Origin of the sequence: Collinsella sp. AM31-2AC (assembly GCF_003469285.1) — a bacterium.
Classification (GTDB): Bacteria; Actinomycetota; Coriobacteriia; order Coriobacteriales; family Coriobacteriaceae; genus Collinsella; species Collinsella aerofaciens_AT.
In genome coordinates this window covers 1-25,230 of record NZ_QSJB01000023.1, presented here as the reverse complement: position 1 = coordinate 25,230, position 25,230 = coordinate 1, and the positions used below count along the sequence as shown (strand labels likewise).

Below are 25,230 nucleotides of genomic sequence, written 5' to 3'. Positions count from 1 at the left end.
AGGCGGGGCCGAGGCCGCCTCGATCAATTTGCGAAAGAATCTTGACGGTACCCATGCTGTAACGCCAACGCCATTACCGACAAGTTTATCCTCGAACAGCGTAAGCATCCGATAGCGATCTTCATCGTCTTCGAAGATGCAGATGCCGCCATTACCGCGTGCGATTATGTGGTTATAGCCTGTTAACGAAACGACTCTACCCGTTCTTGGCATATCGCCCTCCCATCACAAACCCACCGGGCAACATCTGATAGGCGCGGACGATCTAATTTGCTAAGCCCGTTTTGACAGTTTACAGGGCACGACAAACAGAGTCTCCGAAAAAGGCGAAATTACTTCCCAAGGAGTGTCCCAAAGTGCCGGCAGAAAAGGAACGTCCCTATGTGCCGGCAGAAAAGGAACGTCCCCAAGTGCCGGCTAGGCGGTGGCGCGGCCTAGCCAGTTCCCAAGTGCCGGCTAGGCAGTGGCGCGGCCTAGCCAGTTGCCGCTGTGGTGGTAGATGGTGAACATCGTGGCGGTTATTACCCAGGTTACGGGGTAGACCAGCAGCAGATGCTCGAGCGAGGGGTCGAGCGGCATAATCGCGAACACCCACGCCACGCGGAGCACGACCGTGCCGAATATCGTGAGCATCATAGGCTGCAAGCTCACGCCGGCACCGCGGATGGAACCAGACGCGTTTTCGATAATCGAGAAGATCGCGTAGAACGGCGCGATGAAATGAAGAATCGTCGTGGTGTAGGCCGAAATCGCGGCATCGTCGATAAACAGACGCGACAACGGACCCGAGAACACCAGCAGCACGGCAGACAGGCCACCAATGAGCATAAACGACAGCACGAGCGACGTGTGGTATCCCTTTCGCATGCGATCGTAATTGCGCGCACCAAAGTTCTGCGCCGAGAACGTGGTGATCGACACGCCGAGCGCCTCGGTCACCATCCAGATAATGCCGTCCAGGCGGCCGGAAAGGCCCCAAGCGGTCGTGACATCGGCACCAAACGAGTTGACCGACACCTGAATCAGCACGTTCGAGATCGAATAGGCAGCCGATTGAAAACCGAGTGGCAGACCGCACGAGATCATACTCTTACAAATACCGCGATCGATGCCGAGCTTAGACAGCGAAAGACGCCATGCACCCGGAGCGCGCATCATGCGCAATACGATCATCGTTGCATTGGAGCAAATGGTCAGCGCTACCGCGATGCCGCAGCCCAGCGCCTCCATATGCAACACAGCGACAAAGATGATATCCAGCACGACGTTAACAAGGCAGCCAGAGGCAATGATCACAGCGGGACCGCGCGTATCCCCCACGGCACGCAGCAGTGCGGTTCCCATATTAAGCAGCAGTGCCGCAACCATCGCGGCAAAATAACAGCGAGCATAGGCAACGCCCTCGGCAAGCAGCTCGTGCGGCGTATTCATCAACACCAGCATGGGCTCGACAAAAACCATGCCAAGAATGGAAACGACGATGCCGCCCACCAAAGCAAGCGTCATGGCTGTATGGACCGAACGGCTCAGACGCTCGCTATCGTGCTGGCCAAAAAACTGACCGGTGATAACGGCACAACCGGCGCCAACGCCAACGCAAAAACCAATGCAGAGCTCGGTGAGCACCATCGTGGCTTGAATGCCGCCAAGCGCAAGCTTGCCGCCAAACTGACCGACGATATAGGTGCCGATAAGCGTGTAAGCCTGCTGAAAAAACGAACTAAAAAAGATGGGAACGCACAGCGACAGCAATTGCTGCCAAATGACACCTTGCGTTGCATCGATAGCCGTAGATTTCTTAGCCACACGCCCTCCCCAAAAGCGCACGTCAACCGACAAAACAGCAATTTAAAACCAAAGCCAAAACCAGCTTAGCACCGACTGGCGGCGACCGAAACACCCCGAATCAGAGCGCGGTGCGGAATATCTGCCTAGTGATACAAACCCGGCTGGTAGTGGTACTCGTTGCTCACGCGCGGGCACAGCTGCCAAAAGGCGACGGCGCTCGCCGCGGCCACGTTGAGCGAATCGACCCCATGCGCCATCGGAATGCGCACGGCTCGGTCGCAGCCGGCAATGGTCTTAGCGCCCAAGCCGGCACCCTCGGTACCCATAAAGATTGCCAGGCGGTCAATCTCCTGGAGCGCGGGATCGTCCAGCGACACCGAATCATCCGTCAACGCCATAGCGGCACACGAAAAGCCGGCATCGTGTAGCGCCGCCAGCCCATCATGCGGCCATACGCGCGCCTCGCTGCCAATGCGTGTCCAGGGCACCTGGAACACCGTGCCCATGCTCACGCGGGCCGAGCGACGGTACAGCGGATCGCAGCACGTAGGGCTCACCAAAATGCCATCGACGTTCAGCGCAGCCGCCGAGCGGAAAATCGCGCCGACGTTGGTGTGGTCGACAATGCCCTCGAGCACGCACACACGCACGGGGCGCTCCCCCGCCGCCTCGACAACGCCACCCAAGAACTCATCGACCGGAATCTGACGCGGGCGACGAAACGCCGCGAGCGCACCGCGCGTCACGTTAAAGCCCGTCAACTGCTCCATGAGCTCCATCGAGGCCACGAACACCGGGACCGGACCCGCTCCCTCGCGCACAACCAAGCGCTCAAACAGTGGCATCATCTGGTCGAGCCAGCGTTCACCCAAAAGAAAGCTCACCGGCTCGTATCCGGCACGCACCGCACGCTCGATGACCTTGGCGCTCTCGGCGATAAAGATGCCCTTCTGCGGCTCCAGTACGCAGCGCAGCTCACGCTCGGTCAGTCGCACATAGGCATCGAGCCGCTCGTCCTCGAGCGAATCGATTCGCAGCACCTCAACGGCATCAGTCATAGTAGCCAGCCCGCACCCTTCTTACAGCAGCATCTATATCAAACGAGGCGACGCCAAGCGCCGCCCCTCAATCATTCGAATTCTACAAAGACTAACGCTTTTTGTTTAGGAATTATTCTCTGTAATGTTTCTCGTTCTTTTGATTATTTGATATATCCATATTATCCTGCCTATACGAGCTAATGTTATCATTTTGTTATCGGCATTGATAACACCTACTCGATAACTGTGGATAATAACTATATGTAGCATGTCAAATTATAAGCTATTTTGCTTAGAGATTCAACACAAAACTGAAATTTTACTTTTCCTTATATTCATCTGGTATTGCTATTTGAAATGTTTCACACAACAGCATCACATCATGCACATCATTTTTATCGTGTTCATATCCCAAATGAAGCATTACCTGACTCAATGGTTCAATACAAGAAACAGTTATATCTCCAACTTTTCCAATACCGGAAAAAGTTTTTGATGGAAATATATCTCCCTCATAAACAATTCCGTCATCTGTAAATTCAAAACAATGTAAATCAATGATTCTTTGTTTATCATCTTTCCAGACAGTATGACCATCCGTTGTATAATCAGTATTTACTTCCTCAAATCCATGCTGCTTAATCACATAAATATAATCATGATAATGTTTCAGTTCAACAAACAAATCAATATCATTGTGTATTCTTGATTCTCTTTTAAGAAGTGCATCAACACCCCATCCGCCATCTAAATATACTTTAATTTCGTTTTGCAAAGCATATTTTATAATTTCACATGCATCTTCTGTACGTACCATAATCTATCCTCCAAATTCAAATCTTTGTATGCTTTCCAACTCACTAAAAGCCTGAAATTTGTCAGTCTTTCATCCTTTTTGTTATCAATCACCAATTAGCTGTAATCCATTAGGATTTAGCTGATATATTTTATCGCACACCTCTTCAATATACTTTCTATCGTGAGAAATGCTAATGACAGCCCCCGGAAATTCTCGGAGCATTTTTCTTATTACCGGACCGGACAATGGTGAAAAATTTCTTGTCGGTTCATCCAGAATAAGAACATTTGCACCACTTAAGCTCATCCTCAAGAGAAGCACTTTCGCCTTTTGTCCGCCTGATAACTCCCGAATCGGATGCTCCATTTCATCTGGTGTGTATTTAAGTGAACCAAGGTATGTTCTAATTCTTGTACGCTCTTCTTTATCTCCTGTTTTATCAAGGTAATCAACCGGTGTAACATCCAAATCCAGCAGGTCTTCATAAGTTTGAGGCATATATTCTGCTTTAATGTCATTCCGATTTAGGAGTTCTTCCGCTATCTTTTTTAGAAGAGTCGTTTTTCCTGCCCCGTTGGCTCCTATCATACAGATTTTTTCTGAACCTTTTATTTTTAAATGAATTCCTTCTGCTAAAATTCTTTTGCCATCCGGAGTCACAAGCTTTGAAAGTTCATATTCTATGACCGTTTTTCCTGCGGGAATGTGTGAGTTTTCATCCCCTAATTTGACAAAGATTGCTTCTTCCTGTTCCGGCATCTGAGTCATATTTTCATCTTCTGTCAGTACATTTGGAAAGTGACTGTTCCGCATCTGTTGCCGCAGATACATTTGGAATAGTCATTTCTTTTTTATTCTCCATTCGCATCCTCTCCTTTCAAACCGCCGAGAATAATGGAAATCAGTTCTATTACACTCAGCAGTTCATCATCCACACCTTTTCCTGCTTCAATCCTTTTCAGTTCCGCAAGGACTGTGGCAAATTCCGTTTTCAACGCCTTATACACTCTCGGATTGCCCTGTACCACCACATCCTGATTTAAGCAACGGCGGTAACAATACTCCTGTTTTGGCAATCCTGATAGAGCTACAGCTCTGTTAATGAGTTCGTTTTCTTCGGGCGATACTCGAAACCCTACTGTGATATTCCTCCAACGATTTTTGTTATCTCTGTTCTTAGCTGACATTTTCAAAATCTCCTTTCCCTAAATCATCTAATTTTTCTGCCATCTCAATCTGCTTTGACGGAAAGAGGTGTGCGTACTGATAAGTAATATCAATACTTTCGTGACCAACTCGGTCAGCAATCGCCACCGCAGAAAAGCCCATATCAATCAAGAGTGAAATGTGGCTGTGACGGAGATCGTGAATGCGGATACGCTTCACGCCTGCCGCCTTTGCCCCTCTGTCCATCTCGTGATGAAGATAGCTTTTCGTCACCGTAAAGATACGGTCTTTCTTCTTCAATCCGTAAAGCATACCGAGATATTCTTTCATTTCCTCACACAGAAACTTCGGCATTTTAATCGTGCGGTTGCTCTTTTTCGTTTTCGGAGAAGTAATCACATCCTGCCCTTTCAAACGCTGATAGGATTTATTGATTGTGACTGTTTCCTTATCAAAGTTGAAATCTGCCGGAGTCAAAGCTAACAGCTCGCCCTCTCGGATACCGCACCAGTAAAGCATTTCAAACGCATAAAAGGAAACAGGCTTGTCCATCATCTCAAAAGAGAATTTCTTGTATTCTTCCTTTGTCCAGAACAGCATTTCCTTGTGTTCCTCACGTCCCATATTTCCCACCTTTGCCGCAGGATTGGAACGCAGTTCATAGTAGCGGACAGCGTGATTGAAAATGGCGGACAACTGATTGTGCAGCGTTTTCAGATACGTCTGTGAATAAGGCTTTTTCTTCTCATCACGATAGGCAAGCATTTCATTCTGCCAAGTAATAATCTCCTTTGTGGAAATCTCGCTGATTTTCAGTTTCCCGAAATACGGAAGTATCTTTGTGCGTATGATATGCTCTTTGGTAAGCCACGTGTTTTCCTTCAAACGGTTCTTCACATCATTGATATAAAGCTCCGTAAAGGCTTCAAAACTCATATCAAGGTCTGAAGAAGTCTGCAATTTGAACATTCTTTCCCATTCCTGTGCTTCTCGTTTGGTAGCAAAGCCACGCTTGCATTTCTGCTTGCGTTCCCCTTTCCAGTTCACATACCTTGCCATCACATACCAAGTACCGTTATCTTCATTCTTAAATACCGGCATTTACATTTCCCCCTTTCCTGCTCCGTAGAGCCTTTCGTAAAAATACTGGCGATTTACACGCCCTGCAATCGTAATAAAGCCCTTTGCTTTCAATTCCTCATTTAATTGTCTGATGAGTTTATATGCATAAGGTTTTGATACGTTTAGTTCCTGAGCCACATCTTCGGCTCGGATAAATCTGTTTCCATATCCTTTTTCTTCCTTTCTTAAAATAATTTTTTGCTTGCCGCTTTCTCCGTGTTAAAGTTCCAACAGGCACTCCTGCTTGTCGGCAGGCGCTGTGCTGTCCCAATGCACCGCAGTACATCAGGCGCTCGCTCGTATAGGGGTTCCCGAAAAGTCGGAGACTTTTGGGGAAGAGGAGGAGCAGTGCAGCGAATGAGCTTTTGTGCTTGCACACAAGCGAACGATACGGAACTTGCTCCGACGAGGTCTTGGCGGTTTGGCTTTTCGGACGGTCATTCAGTTGTCGCATTAAGCATATTTGTTTAATTCGTAATTTATTTTACTAAACATATTTGCTATTGTCAAGTGGTTGCAAAGAAAATATTAAACATTTTTGTTTCGGTTTTTCTTGACTTCCACTAAACATTTCTGCTATACTTATTTCACTAAATATAAAAGGAGCGTATCATTATGGCTATCAGCGAAAGAATACATTTTTTCAGACTAATGCGTGGTATGACACAAAAGTATCTCGGTACAGCAATCGGTTTTCCAGAAAAGAGTGCTGATGTGCGTTTGGCACAGTACGAAACTGGTACACGCAAACCGAAAGCAGACCTTACAAATGCATTGGCACAGGTGCTTGATGTTTCTCCACAGGCTCTTGATGTTCCTGACATAGACAGCTATATCGGTCTTATGCACACTCTGTTTACCCTTGAAGATATTTACGGTCTTACTGTCAGTGAAGCAGACGGAGAGGTATGCTTAAAGGTCAACAAGGACAAAGGCAGAGAAGCATATGAACTCCTCAAAATGCTGTATGCTTGGAAAGAACAGGCAGACAAGCTATCTTCCGAAGAAATCAACAGAGAAGAATACGATAACTGGCGTTACCATTATCCAGAGTTCGACACCACACAGCGTTGGGCAAAAGTTCCATCACAGGAATTAAGTGACGCTCTCGTGGAAGCATTCAAAGACCACTTGAAAGATAAATAAGCACCTACAGGACCTGCCACTGGCAGCTCCCTACAGATGCTTTGGCAACGACAAAAAAGCCCTTAACTATGGTTATTAACCACAGCTAAGGGCTTAGTTTATAATATGGAATTTGTTCAGAGCCAAGCTCCGAACTTTAGTCTGCAAGCCACCTGTTAATTGTTCCGTTACCCATAAACCACTGGATAACAAGAATAATGGCACTTGCTATGACTGTTATCAATTTGTTATCAAAAGACTAATCGAAATCGCTGAAACCCGCATAAACACTGGCTTTTTTAAGCAACTCGATTTATTCCAACCCGATAATACCGTGGGCAAATAGGAGATTTACGCCTCAATGCGACGATACGTCACGAACTCATAATCGAGGCCTTCGTCACCCTCGCCCGCGGCAATCGTGGCAACCCCTTCGCGCCGCGCAACTTCCCACGCGGGATCGGCGTCCAAGTCGGGAAAGTACGTGTCCACGGGATGGACGCAGTGGTTATGCGTGACCTCGGCCTCCACGCAGTACGGCAAAAACTGCCGATAGACATCGCCGCCGCCGATCACCCAGGCAACGGGCTCATCGGCAACCGCGGCGAGCGCCTCGCCGATACTATGCACCACGTCGACACCTTCGGGCGAAAAATCCTCGTCGCGCGTGAGCACGATATTGCGACGATTCTTGAGCGGACGCCCGCCGGGAAAACTCAGCAGGGTCTTGCGCCCCATAATAACCGGGCAACCTTTGGTGCACGCCACAAAATGACGCATGTCGGCACGGTTGGACACCACCATGTCGCCCTCGCACCCAATACCCCAGTCATCGCACACGGCGACAATGGCAGAAAGCTTACACGTCATGCGCGTCACCTACACCGCAATGGGGATGTTCTTGACCTGCGGACCGTGCTCATAGCCCTCGACAATCAGGTCGTCGGTCGTAAACGCATAGAAGTCATGCACATCGGGGTTAAGCGTTACCTTAGGCGCGGCAAACTGCGGACGCTCGATAAGCTCGCGGACGATATCGACATGACGGTCGTAAATGTGGGCATCGGCGATCACATGCAGCAACTCACCGGCGATCATATCGACCGACTGCGCAACCATCATCAGCAAAATGGCATACTGGCACACATTCCAGTTGTTCGCGGCCAAAATGTCCTGGCTACGCTGGTTGAGAATCATGTTGAGCGTCGGTTTGTCATCCTGAGGGCGTTGCGTCACGTTATACGTCACGCTGTAGGCGCACGGATACAGGTGCATCTCGGACAGGTCGCTAAACACATAGGTATTCGTCATGATGCGGCGGCTGTACGGCGTATGCTTAAGGTCGTACAGCACGCGATCCATCTGGTCAAAGTCGCCCTCGGCATAATGGCTTTTCTGCCCAATCTGATACCCGTAGGCCTTGCCGATGGAGCCAGTCTCGTCGGCCCACTCATCCCAAATATGGCTGTTGAGGTCATGCACGTTATTGGACTTCTTTTGATAGATCCACAGGATCTCGTCCATCGCAGACTTAAGCGCCGTGCGGCGCAGGGTAAGCGCCGGAAACTCCTCACGCAGGTCATAGCGTGCCGTGACACCAAAGTTTTTAATGGTATAGGCAGGGTTGCCGTCCTCCCACACCGGACGGACCTTTTGGCCCTCGGTGGTGGTGCCATGGTCCAAAATATCGCGGCACATGGTTACAAACTGTTGATCAGCTTTGCTCATTGACCCTCCCGTCAGTCGCCTATAAGCGAGATTCATTGTATCCCAGGCACATGCGGCCCCACAGCCCAAACATATGCCTTCATTTTCTGGCATATGCCAGAAATTCCTTGCGTAAATCTGCGCGTTCGCTATTCTATTGTTGACATATGTCAGATAAGGAGAGCACATGGCAGGAAGACGCGAAAAACTGCGCCGCGTTGGGATCATCCCCGAATATCGCGGCTTTACCCCCGACGGCCTTGCCAGCGGAGACGCCATCGACATGACGGTCGACGAGCTCGAAGTCCTGCGCCTGTGCGACCTGGAAGGTCTCAACCAAGAGGCTGTCGCCCAGCAAATGGGCATCGCCCGTGCCACCGTGGCGGCCATCTGCAGCCGCGCGCATCGCAAGGTGGCAAACGCGTTGGTCAATGGTCGGGCGCTCATCATCGAAGGCGGCAATATTGCGTACTCCCCCATTACCACGGCAACGGCCGTATGGCCAGCAAAGGAGGTCGACACCATGAGGGTGGCAACCACGTACGACAACGGCAACATCTTTATGCACTTTGGCCGCAGCGAGCAGTTCAAGATCTACGACATTCAGGATGGCAAGGTACTCAACGAGCAGGTCGTGGGCACCGACGGCACCGGCCACGGTGCCCTTGCGGGCCTGCTCGCCAACGGTGGCGTGGACACGCTCATCTGCGGCGGCATCGGCGGTGGCGCCATCAACGCGCTTGCCCAAGCCGGCATCACGGTATACGCAGGTGCCCAGGGCAGCTGCGACGCTTGCGTCGAGGCCCTCATTGCCGGCACGCTCGCGCAGACCGGCGAGGCCACCTGCGACTGCCATGGCCACGGCCACGACCACGAGCACACCCATGAGCATGGCGGGTCCTGCGGCTGCCACGGCCACCACGACCACGAAGGCCACGAGGGCTGCGGCTGCCACTAACGGCACGGCACCGCGAGCTCGGGGCGCGAAGCCGAACGCAACCCAACAATCAAAGCCAACAACAAAGGCCACCCGGTAGCATCCGAGTGGCCTTTGCCATATCAAGCTGGAATTACAGCTCTATTTCTTATTACGCATCTGCGCTTCCATCTGGCGCAGCAGCTCCATATCGGACTTGGGACCGCCCATGCCGCCCAGACCCATAGCGTCCAGCCCAGGGATATTGGGCATGCGCATCTTCTTGCCCTTCTTGCCCTTTTTGCCCTTCTTGCCGCCGGCCTGTGCCTGATTGGCCATCGTGCGCATGCGGCCCATCATCTTATTCATCTCGCCCCACTGCTTCATAAGGCTGTTGACCTCGGTGGGGGTTACGCCGGCGCCCTTGGCAATACGCGCGCGACGCTGACCGTTGATGATGGAGGGACGCAGGCGCTCCTCCTTGGTCATCGACATGATGATGGCCTCGTTCTTATCGAAGATGCCCTCGTCCAGGTTGCCGCCCATCTGGTTGAGTGCACGCTGACCACCGGGGAGCATGCCCAGGATACCCTTCATGCCGCCCATCTTTTTGACGGCTTTCATCTGGTCGAGCATGTCGTTCATGGTGAAGCCCTCGCGCAGCATACGCTCGGCAGCCTCGAGCTGCTCTGCATCGGCTGCCTCCTGGGCCTTCTCGATGATGCCGACGACGTCGCCCATGCCCAAGATTCGCTTGGCCATGCGATCGGGATAGAACGGCTCAAGAGAATCGGGTTTCTCGCCCATGCTCACGAACTTGATGGGCTTGCCGGTCACCTGACGCACCGAAAGTGCGCCACCGCCACGGGCGTCACCGTCGAGCTTGGAGATGATCACGCCGTCAAAGTCGGTGCGATCGGCGAAGGTCGAGACGACGTTAACGATATCCTGGCCGGTCATGGCATCGACGACCATCAGCACCTGGTCGGGCTTGACGGCCTTCTTGATGTCGACGGCCTCCTGCATCATCTGCTCGTCGATCTGAAGACGACCGGCGGTATCGACAATGACCACGTCACGCAGGTGGTCGACGGCCTCCTGAATGGCACCCTTGGCGATGTCGACCGGGTGCGCGCCGTCGCCGCGGAAGACCGGAACGCCGATCTCTCCACCGAGCGTGGCCAGCTGGTCGGCAGCGGCGGGACGGTAGACGTCGCACGCGGCGAGCAACGGCGAGCGGCCCTGCTTCTTGAGCAGGTAGGCAAGCTTTACGGCAGCCGTGGTCTTACCGGAGCCCTGCAGGCCCACGAGCATGATGACATTGGGAATGCGGTTGCTAAAGACGAGCTTGCTCTCGGTTGAGCCGAGCATCTCGGTGAGCTCGTCGAGCACGATCTTGACGACGTTTTGCGCCGGCGACAACGACTCCATGACCTCGGCGGTCATGCAGCGCTCCTTGGTCTTGGCAACGAACTCCTTGACAACCTTAAAGTTAACGTCGGCCTCGAGCAGCGCCATGCGAATATCGCGCATGGCCGAAGTGATATCGGCCTCGGTCAGTTTACCCTTGCCGCGCAAGCGGTCAAATGTGTCGTTGAGGCGATCGCTCAGAGAATCAAACACTAGTCACTCCTTAATTGGACTCGCCCACCAGGGCGCGGCAGAAATCTTTGGCGTTAAACTCCTGCAGGTCATCGACCTGCTCGCCCACGCCGATGCGCAGGATCGGGAGCTTGAGCTTCTCGGCCACGGCCATGGCAATACCGCCCTTAGCCGTGCCGTCGAGCTTAGTCATGATAATACCGTCCAGGCCCAGCGCCTCGTTAAACTCGAGCGCCTGGTTCAGACCGTTCTGGCCAGTGGCGGCATCGATCACAAGCACGACCGAGACCGGCATGGGACCGGCGGCCATATTTGCGGCGCGCTTACGCGTCACGTTGACCACCTTGGCGAGCTCGCGCATGAGCTCGGGGCTCGTGTGCAGACGACCGGCGGTATCAATGAGCACCAGGTCGCTGCCGCGCTTATCGGCCTCGTCGAGCACGTCATAGCACACGCTCGCCGGATCGGAGCCGCGGTCACGCTTGATGACGGGCACGCCGGCACGCTGGCCCCACACATCGAGCTGCTCGATGGCGGCGGCGCGGAAGGTGTCGGCCGAACCGATCACCACGTTCTTGCCGCGGGCGGCCATGGCGCTCGCAATCTTGCCGACCGTCGTGGTCTTGCCGGCACCGTTGATGCCGACAAACAGCACGCAGCTCGGCGTGTCGGAAAACGGATCGCGCTCAACAGGCACAAAATGGCCCTCGAGCTGCTCGGCCAGGGCGCGGCGAAGCTGCGGGGCGGTCTTGAGGTTCTTCTTGGCGGCGGCGTCGCGCAGGTCATCGGAGACCTGAATAGCGACCTCGGCACCCATGTCACCCATGACGAGGGTGTCCTCAAGGTCCTCCCAAAAATCCTCGTCGACCTCGCCACCAAAGTAGAAGACCTCGTTGAGGGCCTCGCGACTGCGCTCAAGTCCGCGCGAGAGTGCGTCAAAGAATCCCATTATGCATTCACGACCTTTCCGGTTTCGCGATCGAGTTTTTGCGAGACGACGCGACTGACGCCGTCGGCTTGCATCGAGACGCCGTAGAGAACGTCAGCATCCTCCATAGTACGGCGCTGATGCGAGATTACCAAGAGCTGCGTATCGGAACGCAGCACATCGAGGGCGCCGATGAGCTTGGACAGGTTAGCGTCATCGAGTGCCGCCTCGACCTCGTCCAGCACATAGAACGGCACCGTGCGCGTGCGGTACACGGCAAAGAGCAGGGCGAGCGCCGTCAGGCTCTTCTCGCCGCCCGACATGAGCATCATCTTGGTGATGCGCTTGCCGCGCGGCTGCGCCACGACCTCGATACCCGTCTCGGCAGGATGCTCGGGATCGGTCATCTCCAGATGAGCCTGACCGCCCGGGAAGAGCATAGCGAAGATCTCGCGGAAGTTCGCGTCGACCTTCTCAAACGTCACCAGGAAGGCCTTCCGCATCTTGCGATCAATGGCCACCGTGATCTTGGTGAGCGCCTTGCGCGCGCTCTCCAAATCGGCCAGCTGCTCCTCAATGTAATCGGCGCGGCGCTTGAGCTGCTCGTACTCCTCCATGGCGACTTGGTTCACAGGGCCCAGGTTGTTGATCTGGCGCACGAGCTGGTTGAGCTCGCGCTCGGCGGCGTCGCGGTCGGTAGGCGCAGGAAGCATGAGCGCTTCCTCGAGCACCGTGGTGCCATCGGCGGTGATGGCCTTGATGGCAGCCTCGACCTGTACCTCGAGCTTGCCGCGCGCCACCTTGAACTCATTTTGCGTCGTGGCGGCAACATCGACCCGCTCTTTGGCGCGGGCGACCTCGGTCTTGGCGTCCTCGATGGTCTTCTTGAGCGAGGCCGAGTCCGCCTCCTCGAGCGACGCCTGGTCGCGCAGGCGCGCAGCCCAATCCGACGCGCGCTCCAGCAGGGCCGAATAGCGCTCGTGCATGGGGTCGACACGCAGGCGCAGGAGCTCGAGCGAGCGCGAGGCCTGGCGCGTTCCGCGGATACGGCGGTCGATGCCCTCCAGGCGATGCTCCAGATCGGGCACGCGGCCCTTCAGCGAACGAAGGCGCTCGCTGGTCTGGGCCAGGCGAACCTTGGCGTCGGCGAGTTTGCCGGCTGCCTCGGAATCGTCGCGGCGCACGCGATCGAGCTCGTCGTTGGCCTCGGCAATCTGCAAGCCTAAGTCGCTCGCCTGCGCACGGGCCTCGTCACGCGAACGGGTAAGTTCGTCCACGCGCGGACGCGCGGCGCGAACGGCCTCAGCGGCCTGCTCGCGACGCTTGGAAATCCGCACCCGCTCGACCTCGGCATTGTTGGCGCTTTGCTCCAGGCGGCCGATCTCGGAGAGCAGCGAGCGGCGCTCGCCCTCAAGACGGGCGATCTCGCCAGCGGCATCGCCCTCGGCGGCACGGGCCTCCTCGACGGCGACGTTGGCCTCAACGACTTGGTCCGACACATGCTCAAACACGGCAGCCAGATCGGGCTCCAGGCCCTCCAGCTCGCGGATAAGACGTTTGCGCTCCAAAGCGCCCGAAGCCTCGCCGGCATCGAGCCCCACACGCACCAGGCCACCACAGCTCACGCGGGCGCCATCGGGCGTCACGTAGGTCACACCGTCAACGACGGGCGCGGCCAGTGCGGCAGCCAAATCATCGACCACGTAATAGCCGCCGAGCAGTGCCTCGACAACCGGACCATAACCGGCGCGCACGGACAGGCGATCGACCAGACGCGAACCGGCAGCGCTCTCGGCGGCAGCAGAGCCGCTCACGCCGCGCGCCATCAGCAGCGCCTCGCCCGAGGCCTTCTTCTGGTCCAGGGCAGCGCGACCGGCGCGCTCGAGTGCGGCAGCGTTATCGAACAACAGGGCATCGATATCGCCGGCGAGCAGCTGCTCAACCAGGCCCTCAAGCTCACGCGGTGCCTCGAGCACATCACCCAGACGGCCCGAAACATCATCGCCCAGCGCGCCCACCAGACGGCTTACGAGCGGCGAGCTGTCTGCCATGCGGGCATCGAGCTTCTTTTGGCTGGCAAGCTCCGAGCGTACCTCGGACAGCTTGTTGCGCGCCTCGCCCTCGCGGGCACGCAGGTCCTTGAGGGCAGCGCGTGCCGTCTCGGTGGCCTCGCGCGCATCGCTCTGGGCCTGACGAGCCGCCTCAAGGGCGCTCTCAAGCTCCTCGGCACGGTCGCGGCGGCTCTCAAGCGATGCCGTGACCTCCTCGAGCTGTTCATCAATCTGCTCCAGGCGCGAGGCATACATGTTGTCCTCGACCTCGGCATTGGAAAGCGAATCCTTCACCTTGGCGAGCTCGAGCGCGGCGTTATCGGCCACACGCTGCACATCGCGCTGCTCGCGCATGAACTGCGAAATCTGCGCATCAAGCGCCACGCGGCGCTCGTGAAGCTCGGCGGCGGCAGGACCAGCGGCGTCGACGTCCTCCTGGGCCTGCATATGCGCGCCGGTCACTTCCTCAAGCTGGGCACGCGCATCCTCGAGCTCCTCGACTACGCGACGGCGCTGATGCTCGGAGCTCGAGATCTGGCCGCGCATGTCGGACAGGCGCGACACCATGTTGTGGCCCTTTTCCTCGAGCAGGCGCATGTCGGAATTAATGCGGCCGACCACATCTTGCATGTGCCGGCGCTGCTCGCCCAAGTCGCCCACAAACAGGCCCTTTTCTTCGAGCATGACCTGGAGCTTCTCGAGCTCGCGCTCTTTCTCACCCAGACGGTACTGCGCAAGCTCCAGCTCGGCGGCGCCCTCCTTAGAGCGGCTCTCCAGGTCGTTCCACTGCGATTGCAGCGAACGCAGCTCGTCGACGGCCAGCATCTGCGTAAGCTCGTTCGCGCGCGAGGACAGCTCTTTGTACTTGCGCGCGCGATCGACCTGACGCTCCAGCGGCCGCAGCTGACGGGCGATCTCCTTATTGATGTCGCGGGCACGGGTTAGGTGCTCGTCCATCGACTTGATCTTTTTGAGCGCACGCTCCTTGCGGCGCTTGTGCTTGGAGATGCCGGCGGCCTCCTCAATGAGGGCGCGGCGCTCCTCGGGGCGGCTCTGCAAAATGGCATCGAGCTTGCCCTGGCTGATGATGGAATGCGTATCCTTGCCCAGGCCAGAATCGTGCAGGATGTCCTGGATGTCCATCAGGCGGCACGGGCTCGAGTTGATGAGGTACTCACTTTCGCCCGAGCGGTACATGCGGCGGGTGATAGCCACCTCGTCAAAGTCGACAGGCAACATATGGTCCGAATTATCGAGCACCAGCGTGACCTCGGCCACACCCACCGGCTTGCGCGCCGACGAGCCCGAGAAGATGACGTCCTCCATGGCCTGGCCGCGCAGCTGCTTGGCGCTCTGCTCGCCCAGGACCCACAGAATCGAGTCGGAGATGTTCGATTTTCCCGAGCCGTTGGGACCGACGATGACGGTTAGGCCCGGCTCAAACGTCATGTGGGCGCGGTCGGCAAACGACTTGAACCCTTTGAGCGTGAGGGACTTGAGATACACGGTTCCTCGCTTAAACAGGCTTCTTGTTGAGAATCACGCCGTTGGTGGTGTAACCCATGCGGTCGAGCGCCTCGAGCGCAGCGGCTCCCTCGGCCTCCTTCTTGGAGGAACCGGTGCCGCGGCCCTGGCGAATACCGTCGATGAGGACCACGGCGGTAAAGGTCGGTGCGTGCGCCGGGCCCTCAGAGCCAACGAGCTTGTACGCCGGAGGCTCGTGGCCGTCGGCCTGCACGCACTCCTGCAAGAACGACTTGGGGTTCGCGGGGTGCTCGGCACGCTCGGAGGCCAGGTGCGGCTTAAGCGTACGGTGAATGAACTCCGCCGCCGCATCCCAGCCAGCATCCAGATACAGCGCGCCCACGAGCGACTCGTAGACGTTCTCGAGCGCCGAGTGCAGGCCGCGCGCGCCGGTACCGGTCTCGGAGGCACCAAAGATGATGATGTCGTCGATGCCCAGCTCATGGGACACCTCGGACAGCGTGGCACCCGAGACAAGGGACACCTTCAGGCGCGTAAGCTTGCCCTCGTCAAACTCCGGATAGGATTCAAAGAGCGAACGGGCAACCACGGCGCCCAAAATGGAATCGCCCAAAAACTCAAGACGCTCATAGCTCGCCGAGACGGGCTGACCTTCCACGGCAGAGGGGTGCGTGAGCGCCGCGCGCAGCAGCACCTTGTTATTGAACTCGTGGCCCAGGATTTCCTGGGCGCGCGCGAGTCGTTGAGATAAAGCCAAGACTTAGGCCTCCTTGGCGTTTTCAATAGCGTCGACAGCGTCGGCGACAGAGTTGAGCGACAGCAGGGTCTCGTCATCGATCTCGAGGTCGAACTCGTCCTCGATGGCCGTCACCAGCTGCAGACGCTCGAGCGAATCGGCATCGAGATCGTCGAAGGTGGTCTCGTCGCTAATCTCGGCGACATCGACGCCCAGAACGTCAGCGGCGACTTCGGCGATCTTATCGAAGATTTCGAAGCGGTCCATAGCGCTTCCTCTCGTATTGCGTGAACATCAACGCGCTGGCGCCGCAAGCGCAGCGCCAAGACACGGTTTTGATTCTACCCCACGACGCAGGCCGCGAGGCACATAACAGCGCCCTAACTCGCTCCTACAAAACGATGCCGTCCATAGAGTTGGCGACGTTCTCGACAAGCCCGGCGCGCACGGCCTCCGCCGCGGCGAGCGTACCGTTTTTGACGGCCTCGACTGAGGTGGCACCATGGCCGATCAGAACTACGCCACGCAGGCCCAGCAGAATGGCGCCACCCTTAGCATCACCCGAGAGCTTTGCCTTAATCTCGCGCATCTGCTTTTTTATGAGCAGCGCGGCAATCTTGGTGCCGAGCGAAGACATAAAGACACCCTTGAGCTCCTGCAGCAAAAACTTGGCAGCGCCCTCGGTGGCCTTGAGTGCGATGTTGCCCGACATGCCGTCGGCGACCACGACGTCAAAATTGCCCGACGTAAGATCGGTGCCCTCGCAGTTGCCCACAAAACCGGGAACAGCGGCCTTCATGGCCGGAAAGCACGACTTGGTGAAGTTGGAGCCCTTTTCGTCCTCGGTGCCGTTGGCAAGCAGACCGACGCGGGGATGCTCAATGCCCAAGACGACGCGCGCATAGGCGCTACCCATCTGGGCAAAACGAACCATGTCGTCGACCTCGACATCGGGGTTGGCGCCCATGTCGCAGAGGACCGTCAGGCCGCCAGCGCGGTTGGGCAGTGCATTGGTGAGGCACGGACGGACCGGCTGCTTCTTGCCCTCGGCCTGATACCTAAATGGCGTCACGTAGGCGGTAGCGGCAGCGGTCATGGCGCCGGTGGAGCCGGCAGAAAAGAAGGCATCCGCGTTACCCTTCTTGATAGCGCGGCAGGCAAGCACGATCGAGGACTTGCGCTTGGTCATCACGGCTCGAATGGGATCGTCATCCATGGCGATGACATCGGGCGCCTCCAAGGCCTCAACGCGAGCGTGAGCCGCGGCAAAGGGGTTCACGATCTCTGCGGGACCGACGGCCAAGACCTCGATATCGGGATCCACCGCAAGCGCCGCCTCGATACCGTCGAGGACAACCTGGGGCTTCTCGTCTCCACCCACAACGTCTACACAAACGCGAACGTTACTCATATACATACTCCTTATACAAAAATGGCCGACTCATTGAGCCGGCCATTGTGGTTCCAGTTGGAACGGCATCGCATCCAGAGTATACAGTTACTCGGTAACGATAACCTCGCGGTCCTTGTAGAAACCGCAGCTGGGGCACACGTGGTGCGGGAGCTTGACAGCGCCGCAACGGGGGCACGTGGACTGAGCCGCAGCCGAGATCTTCATGTTGGCGGAACGGCGGGTGTGAGTGCGGATACGACCCTGCTTTTGTTTAGGTACGGGCATAGTGACCTTCCTTATGAACTATCCAGTGTGGCGATTACGCGCAAGTAGCGATACTACCACAGTTTTACTCGTCAAGCTTGAGATTCTTCAATGCTGCAAATGGATTTTCCGTGGCAGCGGCCCATTCGGCCTCTGCTTGAGCGGCGCAATCGCATTGCTCGACGTTGAGATTGATGCCGCAGGTGGGGCATAGGCCGCGACAATCGGGCTTGCACAGGACAACGAACGGCGTGTCCATGACAACCGCGTCGTTGATGGGCTCACCCAGATCGACGATGCGATCCTCGCCCAGTAACTCGTAGCCGTCTTCGTAGGCCTCGGGATCCTCGGGCTCGTTAAAGAGATAGAATTCCTCGATCTCACCGGCGATATCAAACGAAGCGGGCTCCAGGCAACGGTCGCACTCACCGGTTGCATGCGCGCGGACCATGCCCGTAAGCAGAACACCGGTGCCGGCATTGGTAAAGACCACATCGTAATCAATGCCGTTCTGCAGCTGGTACTCCTTCTCGCCCACCGTATAGGTGGCAACATCGACCTTACCGGTCAGCGGATACGAATCTCCAGGAAACTCGAGCTGCTCGGAAAGATCGACGGTAACGCTCGGGAACTCAGCCATTACCACTGACCATTCTGTTGGGCGGCACCCTCGTTGAGCTGCTGACGGCAACGGGTAACGGTGCCGGTCAGGCTCTTGAGGTTCTCCTCCAGGTGCGTAAAGACCTGCTCTGCATAGTCCTCGGCAGCATAACGCGTCTCGCGCTCGTACTGCTGGGCACGATCGCGGATGTCGTCGGCCTGCTGCTGCGCAAGGCGGACGATCTCCTGCTCACCGGCAATGGTGAGGGCCTGCTGCTGAGCGTCGGCGATGATGGAATCGGCCTGGGCGGCGGCGGAAGCCATAAGCTCCTCGCGCTCCTTAAGGATACGGCGGGACTTCTGCCACTCCTCGGGATAGCTCATGCGGATCTCGTCGAGGATGTTGAAGAACACGTCGGCGTCGATGACCTTGAACTGAGCGTTCTTGCCGAAAGGCGGCTTGGCTTCCTCGATCAGCCCTTCGAGCTCATCGACCAAGCTGACGATCCTATCGCCAGGAAAATTCTCGCCCGGCATCCGGTCTCCTTTCATAGGTAACATATCATCGTGCTAGTTTACCACATGCCACCAGGCAATAAGAAACGTCACGAAAAGCGATGTTTGAGCGCTTTGACCACATTGGGCGGAACAAAATTGGAAACGTCGCTACCGAGCGAAGCAATCTGGCGCACCACCGAACTCGAGATGTAGCCGTACTGCGGAGCACTCATGACAAAGATGGACTCCAGCTCGTTATCCAAGCGATAGTTGAGGTCGGCCTGCTGCAGCTCATACTCAAAGTCGGTCATGGCGCGCAGGCCCTTGACCACGGCCCCCGCCCCCTGCTCACGAGCGAAGTCGACCAAGAGGCCGGTAAAGGGCAGGACCTCGACGCCGTCGATATCGCCGAGCGCCTCGCGGGCCAGCGCCACGCGCTCATCGAGCATAAACGTGGTGCCCACGCCGTTTTTGCCCTGCGACTCGGCAACAGCGACGATCACGCTGGGAAAGATGCGACGGGCGCGGCGGATCACATCGATATGGCCAAACGTGATGGGATCGAAGGTGCCCGGGACGATCACGCGGTTGATGGTGTCATTCATGGGCGTTCTCCTGAACCGTCATGGCATCGTTGTTGTAAGCATCGGTGCCGGCGCAATCTTCCTCACTATCGTCATCGCCGACCCAACGAAGCAGGTCGACCGAGGTAATGCCGTAGCGCTTCTCGCGCACGATCTCAAAGCCTGCCGGATGCGCGCCCGCATCGGCGGCGGCATGCTCAAACAGGGCATAAGCGCCAGGTGCAAGCAGACCCTGCTGAGCCAGGTTCTGCAGCAGTATCTCGACCGGCTCGGCACCAAAAGCATAGGGCGGGTCGAGCAGGACCAGATCAAAGGGGCCGCCCGGCACACGACCGCGCGAGGCGCTCGCCAGCATGTCGCCCGTTACCACGCGCCAACGCGCACGGTCACGGCAGAGCGACTCGATATTCTTGGTAATGAGCCGCGCGGCATTCCGATCGATCTCGAACGTCGTGAGTGAGCGGGCACCACGTGAGAGCATCTCTAACCCTAAGGCACCGGAGCCGCCAAAAGCGTCCAGCACGCGGACCTCGTCCAGATCGAAGTCGAATGCCGACATGACCATAGATGCGCATGCCTCGCGCACGCGATCGGTCGTGGGGCGGGTGACATCGCGACCACGGGGCTCCTCGATCTTACGACCGCGCCATTCGCCGCCGATGATTCTCATCCTCCGCTGACCTCCTTAAAAATGTGTCGATATCGCATGGCGACTGCATCGCGCAGGGGGCGCGTCGCCACGGAGTCAAGGTTGCAAGCATACCGCAAGAGCTCGACTGCGTCCAAATGGGCCCACTCGATCAGCTCCTCGTCGGCATCCAGGTCAACAAAGCGCAGGGTCACTCCGCCATGCTGGCGGTACCCCAGGATTTCGCCCTCGTGGCGCAGACGCAGGTCCATCTGGGCGAGCGTAAAGCCATCCGAGGTCTTCTCGAGCGATTGCAGGCGATCTTGTGCTGCCGAAGCGCCGCCGTTGCCCTTGGAGTGCGTCATGACCAGGCACGTGCCCGACACGCTGCCACGGCCCACGCGACCGCGCAGCTGGTGCAGAGCAGCCAAACCAAAGCGCTCGCCGTTCTCGATGACCATGACGGTGGCGTTAGGCACGTCGACGCCCACCTCGACCACCGTAGTCGAGACGAGCACATCGATCTCGCCACGCTTGAAGGCGTCGATCACGCGATCCTTCTCCCCCGCTGGCATGCGGCCGTGAAGGCGCTCGATGGCAAGCCCCGGCAACGCCAGACGCAGGCGATCGAGCTCGGTCGCCGTATCGTGCAGCGGCACGGGAACCGTCACGCGACCCTCGTCGTCGCGGGCGATGCCGGGCACGTCTTCCAGCTCATCGGCCGAGTCACTCGGCTCCACGAGCGGACAAATCACGTAGGCCTGCTGACCCTTTTCATGCGCCTCGCGGATGGCGCCATAGGCGAGGTCACGGCTCGACTCGGTGAGAACACGCGTCGTCACGCCAGCGCCAGGGACGGGCCGATGGCGGATGATACTCGTGTCCAGATCGCCGTAGACCGAAAGCGCCAACGTACGCGGGATGGGCGTAGCCGTCATAACGAGCAGATCGGCACCGGGGCCCTTCGCGCGCAGGGCGTTGCGTTGGCCGACGCCAAACCGGTGCTGCTCATCGATGACCACGAGCGATAGATGCTTGAACGCAACGTCATCCGAAAGCACCGCGTGGGTGCCAAAGAGCACGTCAAGCTCGCCCGATTCCAGCTGTGCATGGATGCGCTCGCGCTCTGCGGCCGGCGTGGCACCCGTCAGAAGCGCCCAGGACATGCCGGCCTGCGAGAGCAGAGGGCCGGTCTTATCGGCATATTGGCGCGCCAGCACGCCCGTGGGCGCCATAACGCAGGCCTGCGTACCGCTATCGGCAGCCACAGCCAGCGCGCAGGCGGCAACGGCGGTCTTACCGGTACCGACATCGCCCAGCAGCAGGCGGTTCATCACGCGCCCGCCATCGCACATATCGCGCAGGATATCCTGGAACGCGGCCTCCTGCTCGTCGCTCAGCGAAAACGGCAGGGCCTGCTTGAGCGCGGCAAGACGATCGCCCGCGGTGTGGGCATAGGGCGCCACATCGACCAGGCCGCCGTCGTTGCGCAGGCGCAGCGCCAGCTGCAGGTAGAGGCACTCCTCGTAGGCAAGCCGTGCGCGCGCGATATCGCGCTCAGCCATACTCGAGGGAAAATGGATTGAGCGCAAAGCACGGGCATTGCTCATGAGCTTCCGCTTTGCGCGCAGCGGTGCCGGAATGGGATCAAAGGGATTGCCGACGACCTCGAGCGCGCCGCTAACGATGCGGCGCATCCACGCCTGGCTCACGCCATCACTCACGTAATGGACCGGCAGGATAGTTCCCGCGGCACGTCCCTCCTCGAGCTTTTCGAAATGCGGAGAGGCCATCTGCTTAAAACCATAGGCAAACTCGACCTTGCCCATCACGGCCAGGCGGTCGCCTTGCTTAAGCTGCTGGGCAATCCATGGCTGGCGGAAAAAGGCGACCTGCAGCACGCCCGTCTCGTCAACAAGCGAGACCTCGGTCACCTGCATACGCGGGCGAGGCTGCTTTTGAACGATACGGTCGACCGTGGCGATGATGGTGCACACGGTACCGATGGGTGCCATCTCGATGGACCACGAACGGGTAAAGTCGAGGTATCGATGAGGGATATGGAGAAGGAGGTCCCCCACCGTCCGAATTCCCAGACGGCGAAGGGCCTCCTCACGTTTACCCGAAACATATTTGAGTCGCGCGATATCCTCGTCGAGCGCATTGCTCTGGGCAAAGCGCTCCGAGACGCGCGGCACGGAGCACAGCTCGGACATGGGCAGTTGCCTACTCGATCGAGAAGATCACGGGATAGAGCGGCTGCTCGCCACGATGGGCGTCGATCTCCAAATCGGGCTGAGCCTCCTCAATGGCGTCTACGATCTCCTGGAAGGCCTCATCGGACAGTTCCTCGCCGGCCAGAATCGTCAGCGCGTCACCCTCCTCTTCCTCCTGCATGCGGTTGATGCAATCGAGCGTGACCTGCTTCACATCGGAGCCGAGCACGTCAATGGAACCGGCAATGATACCCATGACGTCACCGGAGTGAATCGGCGAGCCGTCGGAGGCGCTGGAATCGCGCACGGCACGGGTGACCTCGCCATCGCGGACCTCGCTGATGGCGTCGACCATGGCGGCAACGGCGTCCTCGAGCTCGGAATCGGGCAGGACCGCGAACAGCGCGGAGAAGGCCTGCGGGACGGTCTTAGTGGGAACGACGGCAACCTTCTTGTCGGTGCAGGCAGAAGCGGCAGCCTCGGCGGCCATGCGGATGTTACCGTTATTGGGCAGAATGATGACCGAGGTCGCGTTGACCTGGTCTACCGCGCCCAGCAAGTCGGCGGTCGAGGGGTTCATGGTCTGGCCACCCGAGACGATCACGTCAACGCCGAGGGACTTGAGGATGTCTGCCTCGCCGGAACCGGCGGCAACGGCGACAAAACCCAGCGCCTTGGCGGGCTCGGCGGCCTTTTCCTGATCCTCGTGGATCTTGGCGGTACGGTCATGGGCCTCCATCTCCATGTTGTGGATAAAGACCTCATAGATCTGACCAAGCTGCAACATGTGCTCGAGCACCAGATTGGGGGTGTTGGAGTGCACGTGAATCTTGTAATCGGGGTAAGCACCCACGAGCAGCTCGCAGTCGCCCATGGAGCCCAGGAACTTAAGGCACTCGTCCTCATCAAACGGGGCGTCGGCCTTAAAGAGGAACTCGTTGCAGTAACGGAACTCCGAGCCCTCCCAGTCGTCGTTGGCCTCGATCTCAACGCGATTGAGGGCCGCGTCGCGGGCAGAGCCAGCGGAATCAAACGTGGCGGAGAAATCCTCGACAACGGTGCTGCGGCCAAGCGCGGCGGCAACAAAGTTCTCCAGGAAAATAGCAAAGCCGAAGGCGCCGGAGTCGACCACGCCGTTCTCCTTGAGGACGGGCAGCAGGTCGGGCGTGCGTGCGACGGACTGGTAGGCCTCGACGACGATAGCGTCGAGCGCATCCTCGGCCGAGAACTTCTTCTTTTCGCACTCGTCGGCCTTGGTCGAGACATCGCGCAGCACCGTGAGGATCGTGCCCTCGATAGGCTTGCGGACGGCCTGGAAGGCGACCTTGACGGCTCGGCGGAACGCATAAGCGATGTTGGCGGACGTAATGGGCTCGTCGGCAGAGACAAGACCCTCGGCCACACCGCGCAGGATCTGCGAGGTGATGACACCGGAGTTGCCACGGGCGCCCATAAGGGAACCGTGAGTGATGGCGCCGGCGATGGCCTCCATGTCGGCGTCGGCAGGAAGGGCAGAGAGCTCCTTGGTCACCGAAGCGAGCGTGAGCGACATGTTGGTGCCGGTGTCACCGTCGGGGACGGGGAAGACGTTGAGCTTGTTGATCTCCTCGGCCTTGTCGGAAACGGCAGCCGCAGCGATCGGAAAACAGGTGCGAATGGTCTTTGCAATCATGGGTATTTGAATCTCCGTTTTCGGATGCTAGTTCAGACGGCTCTTGAGCGCGTCGATGTGAATGCCGATCTTAAGGCTGGCGGGATCGATCTGGGCGATCTCCTGTAGGGTGAAGGCGACGGAGCTCGAAAGATTGTGGCAGACGGACTTCATGTTGACGCCGTTCTCGAGCACGACGTGAAGGTCGACCGTGAGGCCGTTCTCGTCGGCGGAAACAAGCACGCCCTTGCGGAGGCGCTGGCCAGCAAGCAGGCGCACGCTCTCGGCGCCCTGGAGCTGTTCGGCCATACCGACGACGCCGTAGCACGTCATCGCGGCATAACCGGCAATATCGGCAATAACGTCGTTCGAGACGCTCAGGCTGCCGTTAATGGTCTCAGACACAAGAATCTCCTTTTCTGGTGCTCGCGGCACCATGTCGTGGGAGCAATCATTCCAACATTTTACAACGACCGCGCCATGTTAAGGCGGCGGGGTTCACGATTACATCCTCGACACGAAATGTTGATACGGTAACGTTCGCCACAGGCGATCGCGGCATGAAAAAACCCGCCGCATATGCGACGGGTTTTACAACCTGGCTCCCCGGGTAGGACTCGAACCTACAACAGCGCGGTTAACAGCCGCGTGCTCTACCATTGAGCTACCGAGGAATTTAAAAGCCCAACGAAATGGGCTGAGAAATTCTGGCTCCCCGGGTAGGACTCGAACCTACAACAGCGCGGTTAACAGCCGCGTGCTCTACCATTGAGCTACCGAGGAATAGGTGCGTGCTCTCAAGCAACGAAGTTTATTATACGGACGATTGGGCGAAGGGCAAGAACTTTTTTAAGAATTTTTCCGGCCCAGTCATTGGCCTTGATTCTCATTTTCATTGCAACAGCCTCAGGACTCAGCGCAACGCGTTGC

25 protein-coding genes, 2 tRNA genes and 1 pseudogene are annotated in these 25,230 nt (G+C 57.5%); 2 read left to right on the top strand and 26 right to left on the bottom strand.

Annotated features, from left to right (window positions below):
* The 8 genes and pseudogenes from DW796_RS10680 to DW796_RS10770 all read right to left on the bottom strand — a co-directional run.
* Window positions 1–213, bottom strand: a pseudogene (locus DW796_RS10680) (hypothetical protein); the annotation flags it as partial.
* A 243-nt stretch (window positions 214–456) separates the two neighbouring features.
* Window positions 457–1,806, bottom strand: coding sequence for an MATE family efflux transporter (locus tag DW796_RS09365; RefSeq protein WP_118094984.1), 1,350 nt, complete (start codon window positions 1,804–1,806; stop codon window positions 457–459).
* Window positions 1,807–1,931: 125 nt separating this feature from the next.
* Window positions 1,932–2,846, bottom strand: a complete 915-nt coding sequence (locus DW796_RS09360) for an RNA methyltransferase (protein WP_118094982.1) — start codon at window positions 2,844–2,846, stop codon at window positions 1,932–1,934.
* Between the two features lie 301 nt (window positions 2,847–3,147).
* Window positions 3,148–3,645, bottom strand: a complete 498-nt coding sequence (locus DW796_RS09355; protein WP_009247521.1) for a nucleotidyltransferase domain-containing protein — start codon at window positions 3,643–3,645, stop codon at window positions 3,148–3,150.
* A gap of 84 nt (window positions 3,646–3,729) precedes the next feature.
* A complete protein-coding gene (locus DW796_RS09350; RefSeq protein WP_233539718.1) occupies window positions 3,730–4,395 on the bottom strand; it encodes an ATP-binding cassette domain-containing protein in 666 nt (221 codons plus the stop codon).
* 83 nt (window positions 4,396–4,478) lie between these two features.
* Window positions 4,479–4,814, bottom strand: coding sequence for a hypothetical protein (locus DW796_RS09345; protein ID WP_009247526.1), 336 nt, complete (start codon window positions 4,812–4,814; stop codon window positions 4,479–4,481).
* Complete coding sequence (locus DW796_RS09340; protein ID WP_009247527.1) at window positions 4,804–5,895, bottom strand: site-specific integrase; 1,092 nt, start codon at window positions 5,893–5,895, stop codon at window positions 4,804–4,806. The genes DW796_RS09345 and DW796_RS09340 overlap by 11 nt, the downstream gene beginning before the upstream one ends.
* On the bottom strand, window positions 5,896–6,108 hold the full coding sequence (locus DW796_RS10770) for a LysR family transcriptional regulator (protein ID WP_118094980.1): 213 nt from the start codon (window positions 6,106–6,108) through the stop codon (window positions 5,896–5,898).
* Between the two features lie 423 nt (window positions 6,109–6,531).
* Here DW796_RS10770 and DW796_RS09330 point away from each other — a divergent pair, with 423 nt between their 5' ends.
* On the top strand, window positions 6,532–7,062 hold the full coding sequence (locus DW796_RS09330; protein ID WP_009247529.1) for a helix-turn-helix domain-containing protein: 531 nt from the start codon (window positions 6,532–6,534) through the stop codon (window positions 7,060–7,062).
* Between the two features lie 330 nt (window positions 7,063–7,392).
* On the opposite strand, the gene DW796_RS09325 is transcribed toward DW796_RS09330, so the two are convergent.
* Together DW796_RS09325 and thyA are read right to left on the bottom strand one after the other, a co-directional pair.
* Complete coding sequence (locus DW796_RS09325; protein ID WP_118094978.1) at window positions 7,393–7,911, bottom strand: dihydrofolate reductase; 519 nt, start codon at window positions 7,909–7,911, stop codon at window positions 7,393–7,395.
* Between the two features lie 9 nt (window positions 7,912–7,920).
* The gene (gene thyA, locus DW796_RS09320) at window positions 7,921–8,769 is read right to left on the bottom strand and encodes a thymidylate synthase (protein WP_118094976.1); all 849 of its coding nucleotides are present in this window, start codon (window positions 8,767–8,769) and stop codon (window positions 7,921–7,923) included.
* A 166-nt stretch (window positions 8,770–8,935) separates the two neighbouring features.
* On the opposite strand from thyA, the gene DW796_RS09315 reads away from it, so the two are divergent.
* Window positions 8,936–9,706 carry a DUF134 domain-containing protein gene (locus DW796_RS09315; RefSeq protein WP_118094974.1) on the top strand — a complete coding sequence of 257 codons (771 nt, stop codon included), beginning with the start codon at window positions 8,936–8,938 and terminating at the stop codon, window positions 9,704–9,706.
* A 120-nt stretch (window positions 9,707–9,826) separates the two neighbouring features.
* On the opposite strand, the gene ffh is transcribed toward DW796_RS09315, so the two are convergent.
* From ffh to DW796_RS09235, 16 genes are all read right to left on the bottom strand, one after another.
* Window positions 9,827–11,287 carry a signal recognition particle protein gene (gene ffh / locus DW796_RS09310; protein ID WP_118094972.1) on the bottom strand — a complete coding sequence of 487 codons (1,461 nt, stop codon included), beginning with the start codon at window positions 11,285–11,287 and terminating at the stop codon, window positions 9,827–9,829.
* Window positions 11,288–11,297: 10 nt separating this feature from the next.
* Window positions 11,298–12,215, bottom strand: a complete 918-nt coding sequence (gene ftsY / locus DW796_RS09305; protein ID WP_117564147.1) for a signal recognition particle-docking protein FtsY — start codon at window positions 12,213–12,215, stop codon at window positions 11,298–11,300.
* Window positions 12,215–15,751: a chromosome segregation protein SMC gene (smc, locus tag DW796_RS09300; RefSeq protein ID WP_117816782.1), complete on the bottom strand. Its 3,537-nt coding sequence runs from the start codon at window positions 15,749–15,751 to the stop codon at window positions 12,215–12,217. Before smc ends, ftsY begins: the two co-directional genes overlap by 1 nt.
* A 10-nt stretch (window positions 15,752–15,761) precedes the next feature.
* Window positions 15,762–16,487 (bottom strand): ribonuclease III, encoded by a 726-nt coding sequence (gene rnc, locus DW796_RS09295; RefSeq protein ID WP_117583423.1) that lies wholly within the window; start codon window positions 16,485–16,487, stop codon window positions 15,762–15,764.
* Between the two features lie 3 nt (window positions 16,488–16,490).
* Window positions 16,491–16,733, bottom strand: a complete 243-nt coding sequence (locus tag DW796_RS09290) for an acyl carrier protein (RefSeq protein WP_118094970.1) — start codon at window positions 16,731–16,733, stop codon at window positions 16,491–16,493.
* A gap of 124 nt (window positions 16,734–16,857) precedes the next feature.
* Window positions 16,858–17,877 (bottom strand): phosphate acyltransferase PlsX, encoded by a 1,020-nt coding sequence (gene plsX, locus DW796_RS09285; RefSeq protein ID WP_118094968.1) that lies wholly within the window; start codon window positions 17,875–17,877, stop codon window positions 16,858–16,860.
* Between the two features lie 87 nt (window positions 17,878–17,964).
* Complete coding sequence (gene rpmF / locus DW796_RS09280; RefSeq protein ID WP_022094017.1) at window positions 17,965–18,144, bottom strand: 50S ribosomal protein L32; 180 nt, start codon at window positions 18,142–18,144, stop codon at window positions 17,965–17,967.
* 64 nt (window positions 18,145–18,208) lie between these two features.
* Window positions 18,209–18,763: a DUF177 domain-containing protein gene (locus tag DW796_RS09275; protein ID WP_117637762.1), complete on the bottom strand. Its 555-nt coding sequence runs from the start codon at window positions 18,761–18,763 to the stop codon at window positions 18,209–18,211.
* Window positions 18,763–19,260: an ATPase gene (locus tag DW796_RS09270; protein WP_040358176.1), complete on the bottom strand. Its 498-nt coding sequence runs from the start codon at window positions 19,258–19,260 to the stop codon at window positions 18,763–18,765. The genes DW796_RS09275 and DW796_RS09270 overlap by 1 nt, the downstream gene beginning before the upstream one ends.
* 68 nt (window positions 19,261–19,328) lie before the next feature.
* A complete protein-coding gene (gene coaD / locus DW796_RS09265) occupies window positions 19,329–19,826 on the bottom strand; it encodes a pantetheine-phosphate adenylyltransferase (RefSeq protein WP_117629285.1) in 498 nt (165 codons plus the stop codon).
* Entirely contained in the window at window positions 19,819–20,475 is a 657-nt protein-coding gene (rsmD, locus tag DW796_RS09260) for a 16S rRNA (guanine(966)-N(2))-methyltransferase RsmD (protein ID WP_117716043.1), read from the bottom strand. The genes coaD and rsmD overlap by 8 nt, the downstream gene beginning before the upstream one ends.
* A complete protein-coding gene (gene recG, locus DW796_RS09255) occupies window positions 20,472–22,649 on the bottom strand; it encodes an ATP-dependent DNA helicase RecG (protein WP_118094966.1) in 2,178 nt (725 codons plus the stop codon). The genes rsmD and recG overlap by 4 nt, the downstream gene beginning before the upstream one ends.
* Window positions 22,650–22,659: 10 nt before the next feature.
* On the bottom strand, window positions 22,660–24,321 hold the full coding sequence (locus DW796_RS09250) for a DAK2 domain-containing protein (RefSeq protein ID WP_118094964.1): 1,662 nt from the start codon (window positions 24,319–24,321) through the stop codon (window positions 22,660–22,662).
* Window positions 24,322–24,348: 27 nt separating this feature from the next.
* A complete protein-coding gene (locus DW796_RS09245; RefSeq protein WP_006234031.1) occupies window positions 24,349–24,738 on the bottom strand; it encodes an Asp23/Gls24 family envelope stress response protein in 390 nt (129 codons plus the stop codon).
* 161 nt (window positions 24,739–24,899) lie between these two features.
* Window positions 24,900–24,974, bottom strand: a tRNA-Asn gene (locus DW796_RS09240).
* A 34-nt stretch (window positions 24,975–25,008) separates the two neighbouring features.
* Window positions 25,009–25,083 (bottom strand) — tRNA-Asn (locus DW796_RS09235).
* Window positions 25,084–25,230: the final 147 nt, after the last annotated feature.

What these genes read in the sequence shown, in the direction of transcription:
- DW796_RS09270 (WP_040358176.1), bottom strand. Translation starts at nt 19,260, where the DNA reads ATGCCGGGCGAGAATTTTCCTGGCGATAGGATCGTCAGCTTGGTCGAT.
- DW796_RS09250 (WP_118094964.1), bottom strand. Translation starts at nt 24,321, where the DNA reads ATGATTGCAAAGACCATTCGCACCTGTTTTCCGATCGCTGCGGCTGCC.
- plsX (WP_118094968.1), bottom strand. Translation starts at nt 17,877, where the DNA reads ATGAGTAACGTTCGCGTTTGTGTAGACGTTGTGGGTGGAGACGAGAAG.
- DW796_RS09245 (WP_006234031.1), bottom strand. Translation starts at nt 24,738, where the DNA reads ATGGTGCCGCGAGCACCAGAAAAGGAGATTCTTGTGTCTGAGACCATT.
- rsmD (WP_117716043.1), bottom strand. Translation starts at nt 20,475, where the DNA reads ATGAGAATCATCGGCGGCGAATGGCGCGGTCGTAAGATCGAGGAGCCC.
- ftsY (WP_117564147.1), bottom strand. Translation starts at nt 12,215, where the DNA reads ATGGGATTCTTTGACGCACTCTCGCGCGGACTTGAGCGCAGTCGCGAG.
- DW796_RS09340 (WP_009247527.1), bottom strand. Translation starts at nt 5,895, where the DNA reads ATGCCGGTATTTAAGAATGAAGATAACGGTACTTGGTATGTGATGGCA.
- recG (WP_118094966.1), bottom strand. Translation starts at nt 22,649, where the DNA reads ATGTCCGAGCTGTGCTCCGTGCCGCGCGTCTCGGAGCGCTTTGCCCAG.
- DW796_RS09350 (WP_233539718.1), bottom strand. Translation starts at nt 4,395, where the DNA reads ATGACTCAGATGCCGGAACAGGAAGAAGCAATCTTTGTCAAATTAGGG.
- DW796_RS09330 (WP_009247529.1), top strand. Translation starts at nt 6,532, where the DNA reads ATGGCTATCAGCGAAAGAATACATTTTTTCAGACTAATGCGTGGTATG.
- coaD (WP_117629285.1), bottom strand. Translation starts at nt 19,826, where the DNA reads ATGAATGACACCATCAACCGCGTGATCGTCCCGGGCACCTTCGATCCC.
- DW796_RS09290 (WP_118094970.1), bottom strand. Translation starts at nt 16,733, where the DNA reads ATGGACCGCTTCGAAATCTTCGATAAGATCGCCGAAGTCGCCGCTGAC.
- DW796_RS09325 (WP_118094978.1), bottom strand. Translation starts at nt 7,911, where the DNA reads ATGACGTGTAAGCTTTCTGCCATTGTCGCCGTGTGCGATGACTGGGGT.
- thyA (WP_118094976.1), bottom strand. Translation starts at nt 8,769, where the DNA reads ATGAGCAAAGCTGATCAACAGTTTGTAACCATGTGCCGCGATATTTTG.
- DW796_RS09315 (WP_118094974.1), top strand. Translation starts at nt 8,936, where the DNA reads ATGGCAGGAAGACGCGAAAAACTGCGCCGCGTTGGGATCATCCCCGAA.
- DW796_RS09355 (WP_009247521.1), bottom strand. Translation starts at nt 3,645, where the DNA reads ATGGTACGTACAGAAGATGCATGTGAAATTATAAAATATGCTTTGCAA.
- DW796_RS09360 (WP_118094982.1), bottom strand. Translation starts at nt 2,846, where the DNA reads ATGACTGATGCCGTTGAGGTGCTGCGAATCGATTCGCTCGAGGACGAG.
- DW796_RS09345 (WP_009247526.1), bottom strand. Translation starts at nt 4,814, where the DNA reads ATGTCAGCTAAGAACAGAGATAACAAAAATCGTTGGAGGAATATCACA.
- rpmF (WP_022094017.1), bottom strand. Translation starts at nt 18,144, where the DNA reads ATGCCCGTACCTAAACAAAAGCAGGGTCGTATCCGCACTCACACCCGC.
- DW796_RS09275 (WP_117637762.1), bottom strand. Translation starts at nt 18,763, where the DNA reads ATGGCTGAGTTCCCGAGCGTTACCGTCGATCTTTCCGAGCAGCTCGAG.